1 protein-coding gene is annotated in these 313 nt (G+C 61.3%); it reads left to right on the top strand.

Going from position 1 to position 313, the window contains the following annotated elements:
- Positions 1 to 313, top strand: a 313-nt coding sequence (locus LIY45_RS30660) for an RHS repeat domain-containing protein (protein ID WP_346269028.1), incomplete at both ends; no start/stop codon positions are given.

Here is a 313-nt window from a genome sequence, read left to right as displayed (position 1 = left end):
CTCGCACGACCTGCAGGAACGCTTCGTCCACGACCCGGCGGGCAACCTGCTGATGCAAGACCGCGTCGGGCCCAGCGTCGTCAAAGGCAACCGCTTGTTGATGCAAGGTGACCGCCATTACGACTACGACGCCTTCGGCAATCTCCTGCGCGAACGTCGGGGCAGGGCCCAGCAGTTAGTCACCGAATACCGCTACGACTGCCAGCACCGACTGATCAGCATCACCCAGCCGGACGGTACCGAGGCCGCATATCGCTACGACCCGTTTGGACGACGGATCGCCAAAACTTTAAAAGGCCAGACCACCGAGTTT

Source organism: Pseudomonas sp. MWU16-30323 (assembly GCF_020515595.1).
In the GTDB taxonomy this organism is placed as follows: Bacteria; Pseudomonadota; Gammaproteobacteria; order Pseudomonadales; family Pseudomonadaceae; genus Aquipseudomonas; species Aquipseudomonas yamanorum.
The sequence above is the reverse complement of the archived record's forward strand: the minus strand, read 5'-3'. Positions and strand labels throughout refer to the sequence as shown.